This is a genomic window from Rheinheimera sp. (assembly GCF_020217005.1).
Lineage (GTDB): Bacteria > Pseudomonadota > Gammaproteobacteria > Enterobacterales > Alteromonadaceae > Pararheinheimera.
In genome coordinates this window covers 1-10,000 of sequence record NZ_JAIWOI010000277.1, presented here as the reverse complement: position 1 = coordinate 10,000, position 10,000 = coordinate 1, and the positions used below count along the sequence as shown (strand labels likewise).

General features: G+C 46.8%; 6 protein-coding genes. 2 read left to right on the top strand and 4 right to left on the bottom strand.

The annotated features are described in order from the left end of the window. Nucleotides 1-49 precede the first annotated feature (49 nt). Entirely contained in the window at nt 50-976 is a 927-nt protein-coding gene (locus LDL40_RS13560; protein ID WP_300995909.1) for a YafY family protein, read from the top strand. Here the strand turns inward: LDL40_RS13560 and LDL40_RS13555 are convergent. From LDL40_RS13555 to LDL40_RS13545, 3 genes are read right to left on the bottom strand one after another with little or no spacing between them, the layout of a single operon-like run. After that, nucleotides 973-1,410 carry a PleD family two-component system response regulator gene (locus tag LDL40_RS13555; RefSeq protein WP_300995908.1) on the bottom strand — a complete coding sequence of 146 codons (438 nt, stop codon included), beginning with the start codon at nt 1,408-1,410 and terminating at the stop codon, nt 973-975. The genes LDL40_RS13560 and LDL40_RS13555 overlap by 4 nt on opposite strands. 6 nt (nt 1,411-1,416) lie before the next feature. Next, nucleotides 1,417-5,880 carry a PAS domain S-box protein gene (locus LDL40_RS13550; protein WP_300995907.1) on the bottom strand — a complete coding sequence of 1,488 codons (4,464 nt, stop codon included), beginning with the start codon at nt 5,878-5,880 and terminating at the stop codon, nt 1,417-1,419. Then, nucleotides 5,880-6,455: an Hpt domain-containing protein gene (locus LDL40_RS13545; protein ID WP_300995906.1), complete on the bottom strand. Its 576-nt coding sequence runs from the start codon at nt 6,453-6,455 to the stop codon at nt 5,880-5,882. Before LDL40_RS13545 ends, LDL40_RS13550 begins: the two co-directional genes overlap by 1 nt. A 121-nt stretch (nt 6,456-6,576) precedes the next feature. On the opposite strand from LDL40_RS13545, the gene LDL40_RS13540 reads away from it, so the two are divergent. Beyond that, entirely contained in the window at nt 6,577-8,694 is a 2,118-nt protein-coding gene (locus LDL40_RS13540; protein ID WP_300995905.1) for a bifunctional diguanylate cyclase/phosphodiesterase, read from the top strand. Here the strand turns inward: LDL40_RS13540 and LDL40_RS13535 are convergent. Further along, entirely contained in the window at nt 8,639-9,865 is a 1,227-nt protein-coding gene (locus LDL40_RS13535; protein WP_300995904.1) for an ATP-binding cassette domain-containing protein, read from the bottom strand. The genes LDL40_RS13540 and LDL40_RS13535 overlap by 56 nt on opposite strands. Nucleotides 9,866-10,000 lie beyond the last annotated feature (135 nt).

The window sequence follows — 10,000 nt, the reverse complement described above, 5'->3', positions numbered from 1 at the left end:
AAATCAGCCGACTGATGATCCGTTAAACAGACCGGACTAAGGGAAACTGATGAATCGTATAGATCGCTTGCTGGCGCTGATTTTGTATTTGCAAAGTCGCCGCACCTGCACAGCCGAAGACATGGCGGAACACTTTGGTTTAAGTGTCCGTACTATTTATCGCGATATTGCGGCTTTAGGTGAGGCTGGAGTACCTATTCTGGCAGAGACTGGCGTTGGCTACAGCCTGATGAAAGGTTATTTATTGCCTCCGGTGAATTTCTCCGAGCAGGAAGCTTATGCACTGTCGACCGGGGTGATGCTGGCTCAACGAATGACCACTCATAGCTATAACGAAAAAATGCAGTCGGCTTTGGATAAAATCAAAGCTGTGTTGCCCAATGAAGCCAAACACCGACTGGAGCTTTTAGCCAATGGCATGGCTACACCACAAGCTAACCACCCACAGCAAGCCGATTTATCTGTATTACAACAAGCCATAGCCCGGCAACAACTGCTGACTTTTGAGTATCTCAGCGCTAGTCAGACGCAGAGCAGCAGAACAGTCGAAGCCGCTGGCTTAGTGTTTTATCTGGGGCGCTGGCATTTGATTGCCTGGTGCAGGCTGCGGCAGGATTATCGGGATTTTCGCACCGACCGCATTGAAAACCTGCAACTGCATAACGAAGAGTTTCAGGCCAGAGGCGACTTCAACGCCAAAGACTTTTTACAACAAGGTACGCCGCCAGCTCAACTGACAGCGCAGATCCTCTTTCTGCATGCAGCGGCAGACAGAGCCAGAAGGGAATGGTGGCAAGGTATCACAGACGAGCAACAGAACGCAGAAGGTGTAGTGATGGCCGTGCATTGCAGCGATTGGTGCTCTTTAGCCTGCTGGTTATTGTCGCTGGGCACAGCAGCGAAAGTGCTGGCTCCTGATGCATTAAAACGGGAGCTTTGCCAACAAAGCCAGGCGATTTTAGCTTTGTACCCTTAAACTGTCTTTTTCGCTTCTAACTGCTGCACTAAACGTGCTTGGTGCACCAGTTTCAGTTGAGTTTTAATCCTGTGTTTCAGCGTTACTGCATTCACAGGTTTGAGCACAAAATCATCACCGCCCGCACCCCAGCATAAAGCCTCCTCTTCCGGGTTTTGCATTCCAGTAACAAAAATCACGGGTATATCAGCCAGTTCCGCTTTTTGCTTTAATAATCGGCAGGTTTCCAGACCATCGAGTTCAGGCATTAACACGTCCAGCAAGATCAAATCTGGCGGGTTGCTCTGGCACAAACTGATCGCCTGAGCACCAGAGGTAGCCATAAAAATCTGATAGTCAGCATTGAGCATCTGGTGAATGATTTGGATATTGACTGGCTGGTCGTCCACCACCAGAATTTTTGCTTTTTCTGCACTCAACTGGGCAATACTCATCACCAATTACCTTTTTAGTAATGCCTGATACTGCTCTGTATATTGCAGCGCCAGGTCAAAATTCAACTGATCCAAAGCACTTTCCAACGGACCCAGCCATTGTGGATTAAGACGGTCTAGCGCGCCTTTTATCCGGCTAAAGTGATCTAAAGCACTCATGTTAAAATTCTGCAAACAAGACGCCAGTTGCTCTAACAAGTCTGTCAGCTCGGCCTTGTCAGGTATAACTGCCGGCTCCTGTTCAGCCACAGGTGCAGTCGCAGCCACTAACTCAGGAGCAAAAGCAGCAAAAGCTTCCGCCTCCGTAATAAACTTCGCTAATGTTTTAGGTAAATCCAACGCTGTTTTTTGTTTGATGGATTGTTCAATCGCAGCTGCAGGCTCTGATAAACACAGAATGCCCAAAGAGGCGGCAGAGCCTTTTAAAGAATGAGCCAGTAAGTACAGTTCTTTTTCTGTTAAGGCAGCAAGACCTGCGTTCAGCTTAATCAGCGCGACGTTAAGTTCAGCGGTAAAAGATTTCAGGGTTTTATGGTACACAGCCACAGAATTGCCCAGACGGTTTAGAGCTGAATTCAGCTGTACGCCATGCTCTGACGCCTTAGCCAACAACTCAGCACTGAGCAAAGGTTGTGATATAGCCGCAACAGAGACGCTGGGATCCGCAGGAGTTTTAGACCACTTTAGTATGGTTTGAACCAAAGTGTCGATAGCAAAAGGCTTGGCAACATGATCATTCATGCCTGCATCCAGGCAAGCCTGTTTGTCCGATTGCATTGCATTCGCTGTCATAGCCACTATGGGCAAAGTCAACATAGCGGCTTTGCTGCGAATGCGCCTGGTGGTTTCATAACCATCCAAATCAGGCATCTGGATATCCATCAGCACCAAATCATATTTGTCAGGATTTTGTTCCAGCATAGCCAGAGCAAAAGTACCTCCCGGCGCTATATCCACTAATGCACCTTCATTGCCCAACAACTCCGAAGCCACTATCTGGTTGGTGGGATTATCCTCGACTAATAGTAATTGCAGACCGTAGAGCCGGCTTTGGCCTGATACCCTATTGTGTTGACTGGTCGAAAACATTTGTTTGCCCGCCAGCACATCTAATACCGCATCTAATAGGCGGCTTGGTGTAACTGGTTTGACAATAAAGCCGTTTAGTAAATGCTGACGTTGATCTTCCTGTTGTTTTTGAGCCAAACATTCGCGACCATGGGCTGTGACCATAATCACCAAAGGCATATCAGGTCCTTGTACCAGCTGGCGGATTTTCTCTGCAGTCTGCCAACCATCCAAGCCAGGCATTAGCCAGTCAAGTAACACCAGTTTATAGCTATTCTGCTGTTCCAATAGCTGCAGCGCTTGTTCACCGCTACTGGCTAAATCAACCTGACAACCATAATGACGCATAACTTCAGATAAAATCAGCCGTGATTGCTGATTATCATCCACTACCAGTACTTTTAAATCCTGTAACAAACTTAAGTCAGCTTGAGTTGCACTCAGGCTCAGGCAATTAAACCATAGCTCAAACTCAAAACTGCTACCGATACCAAACTGACTATCAACACAGAGTTGCCCTCCCATTAATTCAACCAGCCCTCTGCTGATCGCCAGGCCTAAACCTGTTCCTCCATACCGACGACTAATAGAAGATTCCGCCTGACTGAAGCTTTGAAAAATCACCGCCAGTTGTTGTTGCGTCATTCCTATACCAGTATCTTTCACTCTGAACTTAATTTTGGCCGCGTCATCAGTACGCTCTGTTACCTCCAGGCTGACCACTACTTCACCTTTTTCAGTAAATTTGATGGCATTGCCCGTGAGATTAAGCAGAACTTGCTTCAGTCTTAAACTATCGCCCACCACAAGTTGCGGTAGGTCATCGTCAAACTGGTACAAGACTTCGACATCTTTACTGCCCAGATTCGCTGACAAAATAGTTCCCAACTCTTCCATCAGAGAGGACAATTCAAAGCTGTGGCTATCCATCTCCAATTTGCCAGCTTCTACTTTTGAGAAATCCAGAATATCGTTCAGAATGGCCAATAAGGACTTGGCTGCAATTTCGGTCTGACGGATATACTCTTCTTGTCTGTTGGTTAAACTGGTTTGCTGCACCAGTTGTAGCATGCCTAGTATGGCGTTCATAGGTGTGCGGATTTCGTGGCTCATGTTGGCCAAAAAAGAGGATTTGGCATCATTAGCAGCATCCGCCAGTTGCCGTGCTTGCGCTAATTCCAGCTCCCTTCTGTGTTGTTCCGACCTGTCTCTGGCCACCAGATAAAAATAACTGCGTTGCTCAAAGCGGATCCATGACAAATTCACAGATAAAGGGATTTGTCTGCCTTCTGAATCTTCAAACTGACTTTCAAACTGCACACTACGTTTTTTTTCTGCGTTTTGCATCAACTGGGGTAATCTGTCGCCAACCAGCTGTAACGCAAGTTCGGCCAGACTTAAGCTGCCAGCACAACAAGCCAAAGCGGCAGGATTGGCTTTAATTACATCAGCGCTATCAGTTAACCAGAATACAAGGTCAGGGCTCTGCTCTGTCGACACTTTTGCCAACGCCAGCTCAAATTCCAACTCTTTTTGTAAGGTTAAATCCCGGGCAATTCCTAAATAACCTACTACCAGCTTTTGCTGATCCAACAAAGCTGTGACTGCAAGTTGTACAGGACAACGGCTACCATCTTTGCGAATATAACTCCATTCTCTGTTATCCGTTTTGCCTTGCTTCGGCTTAGCCACAAATACAGCAAAATCAGGCTCCACCTGATAACCCAGCTGGCGGGTGAGTTGCTCTGCATACTCCAATACTTCGTCCTGATCATGAAAAATGGCAGGGCTTTGGCGTCCCACCACTTCATGGGCCTGATACTGCAGCATGGTTTCAGCTGCCGGATTAAAAGAGGTGATCACACCATTTAAATCTGTGGTAATAATGGCGTAATTGGCATTACTCAAAATACTACGCTGCAACGCTGAAACCCGCTCTATTTCTGCGGTACGCAACTCAACCTGGTGTTCCAGCTCTTCATTCGCTTGCTGTAGCTTTTGCTCAGCCTGCTTGATATGGCTGATATCATTCACCGTAAGGGCTGAACCTATAAACAGACCTTTTTCATCCAATATGGGTGACAGATTTAACGATACCGGGTGCAGATCACCAAACTGATCCTGAAGCTCGGTCTGAACATATCGAATTTTCTGTCCGCCACGTACTCTTTGCTCCAGTTGTAACTGCGTGGGCTTTAAACTTGCTGGTACTATCAGGTCAACTATAGTGCGCCCCAATGCTTCATCTTCGGCATAACCAAACATTTGCTCTGCAGCAGGGTTCCAACTACTGATACGGCCTGTTTGGTCAGCCCCAATCACTGCTTCATTGGCATTTTCGACAATGGCGGCCAATACAGCTCTGTGTCTGGCTAGTTGCAAACGTCTGATCAGTGCTAACTGGAAAAAAGCAATGATCAAGACAATCAAAGCACTAATACTCAACGCGATGTAAAACACAGCTTGCGGATCCTGCAGGCCCAACTGCTCAATAAAAGCATGGCTGGCTACCAATCTAACCTGCCAGTTACGATTAAAGAGAGCGAATTCGGCTTCAGAGTGCAAATCAGTTAACACAGAACCTGATACGGAACGGACAAAAAAGGGTTGCTGTGGCGCAGCATCGAGATCAACAACCTCCAGTTGGATACCTTCATCTTCACTGCGGATGCTAAACAAAATCTCATCAATCAATAGAGGGGCATAGGCAAAACCATACAATGCCTTGTAACGCTGCCCGACATCTTCGGGAACCGGCATTTGACGGTAAATTGGCATCAGCAATAAAAAACCCTGCGACTTCTTATTTTCCGCCTGTACCAGCGTTATTGGTTCTGTCAGCACAGCTTTATTCTGGCCGGCGGCAGACATTGCAGCCTCATAACGTATTTTTTCTGAAGCAATATCGAATCCTATAGCACTCGCGTTATCCGTCAGAGGCTCAATGTACTGAATGATAAATAAGTCATGCTTATGTGGACTGTATTGATTGAGTTTAAACTCATGACCTCTGTCAGCTGCAGCCTGTTGCAGAAAGCCCTGCACCTGATCGGGTGCGACTTTACGAATAACACCAAAGCCGCGAGCGCCCGGAAACTCCAGGCTCAAATCGCGGCTTTGGCTGTAAGACAACATATTGTTATAACTAAAGTTTTGCGGACCAGCACTTAACACGGCACCTCGCATACCACGCAAGCCATATTGATAAATAGTCATTTTTTCAAAAATAGCCTCTGAGAGCCTATTCGCTTTATCATCCAGGCTTTGTTGAATACGCTGTTGATTTTGCAAAAGCTGACCTTGCTCTAGATGAACAGATAAATAAAAGCCCAAGGCAGCGAATACCAGCGCCGGGACAGCTATCACTGCGATCTCCTGCAGATTACGCTTTAGCCATGTCATCAGTCTGACCCCTTCACTTGTCTGTTTAGGCTCTGCTTTAAACGTTCTGCAACAGCCGTAAAATTTAACATCATCATGTCCTGCTCCATCAGTACAAAATTTTCGGGTCCAAGGTAAGCAATCCAGCCAGCTCTTTGTACCTGAAATAAGCTATAGGCTTGCATATCATTATTTTCAAGGTACTGAATATACAGCGAAACATCAGGGTGGCTTGGATCTGAACTGTACTTAAATTGACTCACCCACAACTCTAAGGCCGTAGCGGTCTGCTCCAGGCATTCCAGATATAGCTGAAAATCATTGGCAGAGGGGAGCCGCCCCTGCTGTTGTAAAACCTGTTCAATAGTGCGGGACATTTCAGGTAAAGCTGTGGCCCCTAAAGTCGCGTAGCTACCACGCAACTTGTGTAATGAGTACTCGAAGCTTTTATGATTTTGTTGCTGATAGGATAGAGTCAGCTGCTGAACCTCATGCGGCGTTGACTCGATCAATTGAGCCATCGCTGGAGACAACTGCAAAAATGCTTCACGGGAAAAGCCTATTAATTGCTCCAGCACTTTAAAATTAAACAACATAGCAGCTACCTTAATGATTTCTCACAGCATAATTGGCTTTAACTGAAAAATCCTCTGCTTTGTCTGGTTAATTTTTCGTCTACACTAACCAAAGAGTGGATAAAAAACAGGGAAGAGCCAGGTGCAAAGAACTTCGCAGGCCGGACTGGCCGCAAAAATTTTATTAGTCGATGATCAACCGACATCCTTGCTAGTGTTACGAGATCTGCTGCAAGACCTTGCAACTTTATATTTTGCCACAGACGGTGCTCACGCCCTTGAACTAGCACGTCAGCACCATCCTGAGCTGATAGTACTGGACATAGAAATGCCCGGTATGGACGGTTTTGCGGTATGTAGATCGTTAAAAGCAGACCCCGCCACTCGCGACATAGCTATCGTTTTTATGACCTCCCATATTGATATAGAACATGAAATAGCCTCCTTGACTGAAGGTGGAATAGACTTCTTACGCAAGCCGTTGCACGCGGTATCCAGCCGGATCCGGATTAAAAATTTACTCGATTTAAGCAGTTATAGCCGGCAAGTGGCCGCAGAAAAAGAATGGTTAAAAGTCACACTGGATTCGATAGGTGACGCGGTAATAGCTACGGATCTCGACGGAAAAATCAGCTTTATGAACCCTATAGCTGAGCGCATGACAGGTTGGCTGGCAAAGGAAGCTTTAAAACGTCCGATTGAAGAGGTGATGCAGCTGCGGGATGCTCATACCTTAGAGCCGCATTGGAACCCGATTTATTTTGCGATCAAAGAGCAACGTGTCGTCGCCATGGCATTAAATTGTCAGTTGGTGTCCCGCACAGGCCAACTATTTCAGGTCGAAGATTCCGCAGCCCCTATTATTGACCCTAATGGCAGATGCCTGGGCAGCATAGTGGTATTCCATGATGTTAGTGAAAGCATGGCTCTGGCTTTGAAGATGAGTCATCTGGCAAATCACGACCCTTTAACCAACCTGCCGAATCGGGTTCTGCTATACGACCGGATAGAACAGGCCATAAAGAAGGCAGAGCAATTACACCACAAGTTAGCCTTACTTCTGATTGATCTGGATAACTTTAAGTACGTCAACGACTCCATTGGCCATAATTTTGGTGATCTGTTAATCAAACAGGCCGCCGAGCGTTTAGGCTCTATCTGTTCAGCTGGCACTACATTGGCTCGGCTGGGGGGAGATGAGTTTGTGCTGGTACTGCCCGAACTATGGTCTGTTGAAGAGGTTAGTTTGTTTGCTGGCCAGGTGCATAGCCAGTTCCAGCACGCTTTTGTGTTGGAAGATAAAAAATATCAGATGGCGGTCAGTATAGGCGTCAGTATTTACCCGGACGACGCCCAAACCATAGAAATGTTTATGCGCCATGCGGATGTGGCTATGTTTAAAGCTAAGTCTGAAGGCCGGAACAGAACCCGCTTTTTTTCTGATGAGCTGGAACAACAAATTATTCATCGTCATCAACTGGAACTACTGCTACGAGACACTTTGGCTAATCAGCAACTACAGGTGTATTACCAACCCAAACTCTGCTTAGCAACGGGCAAGTTATTAGGTGCCGAAGCTTTGGCTCGTATGCAAAATCATCTGGGCCAGTGGATCTCGCCAATAGAGTTTATTCCGCTGGCGGAAGAGACAGGTTTAATTGCTGAACTGGGCCAACAGGTTTTGTATCAGGCTTGCGAACAGTGCCTGAGCTGGCAACAGTTGGGTTATCGGATCCCTATATCTGTCAATATTGCTGCAGCTCAGTTTGCCGACCTACTACTGGTAAAACAAATCACAGACCTGATTACGGCATTGCGAATGCCAGCCAGCTTACTAGAGCTGGAAGTGACTGAAAGTGCATTAATGCTGGATGTCAGCAAAACTCAAAACATCTTGAGCCAGCTCAAAGCTACTGGTATCTGCATTTCGATAGACGACTTTGGTACAGGCTACTCGAGCTTGTCTTATCTAAAAAAATTCCAGGTTGACGTACTGAAAATAGACAAATCTTTTGTACAGGACATGCTGACAGACAGAGGCGACATGGAAATAGTCAAAGCTGTGATATCCCTGGCTCAGTCGATGAATTTGCAACTAATAGCCGAAGGCATTGAAACGGAAACACAAAAAGAGACTCTACTGCAGCTCGGCTGTCAAATGGGCCAGGGCTATTTATTCAGTAAGCCTTTGTCGGCAGCGGACTTTACAACTTACCTGCGCCAACAATCCGGCCAACAGAACCTGCAGTCTGAGGAATAAGCTCAAAGACAGCATCCGCTGTTAAACCAATCTCAGCCCGGTGGGAGATATAAACAATAGCGCAGGTTTTGGCGGCAGCCATACGATTGATAAGCGCCATCAGCAACGCACTCTCTTCGTCATCCAGCCCGACCAGGGGTTCATCCAGCAATAACAAAGGCGGGTGTTTCATCATGGCTCGCATCGCCAGAATTAACCGTTGTTGCCCGGAGCCTAAATGTGCAAAAGATTGCTTGGCATAAGAGGTCATACCGACTAGCTCAAGCCACTGTGCCGCCAAACGTTGATGAATAGCAGAAGGTCGCTGATACAAACCCACAGAATCAAAAAAACCAGAGATCAGCATATTTTCCACAGTATCCTGACTGCTGAAATTCTGCACCATCACCCGGGTAAAACAACCAATGTGCTTTTTAATATCCCAGACGCTTTCGCCACTGCCTTTTTTCCGGCCGAATAAATACAACTGCTGGCCATAACCCTTAGTGCTTTCGCCGTTAATCAACTGCACTAAGGTACTTTTACCAGCACCGTTAGGGCCATGCAGTTGCCAGAATTCACCGGCGCGGATATCCCAGCTAATGCCGTTTAATACAGCCTTGTCGCCATAACGGACCTGCAAATCCCGCATACTGATCAACAAAGGGTCCAACAATGCAGGTTGATCCGCAGCTGGGGGAATATTGCCTTTTAGCTCTGGTATTGCGGCACTGACGCCCTGATCCGGCACAAGCTGCTTGTTCTGCAACCGGAACTGAGAATGAATAAAAGCCAGTTTGTCCCGGCGGCGACTCAGCAATTGAACCAAAGGAATTTGATGCTGCAGCTGGTGCAGGCGCTGTTCTATCATCTGCTGCCCGGCCAAATCCAGGCTATCAAACAGATTATCGAGGATCAGATAATCAGGTTTAGATGCCAGTACATAGTCCAGCAAAAGACGTTTTTGTTCGCCTTCTGACAAAGACGCCAGACATTGCGACTGCCCAGCTGTTAAATCATCCCGGCCATGGCGGTACTCTTCAGCCAGAAACTTTTCCAGAGTTAAAGCCGAATACAAAGCGCCACGGCCCGTCAGTTTCAAACCCAAAGCAGCACTGACACTGCCTTCTTGCAATTGCTGGATCAGCAGCTTTTTATCGTCCGAACTTTTCAGGTAAATAGCGCAATGCATGGGTAGTCAGGCTCAGCTTTTCCGGTTTTGCCGTAAACCTAATAGAGGCGGTTACATACAGCCTTAAAGGTGAAGAAAGCACAGTCGCATAATTGGTTTAATTCGTCCAGCGGATCACCTTGCCTGAACGTAATC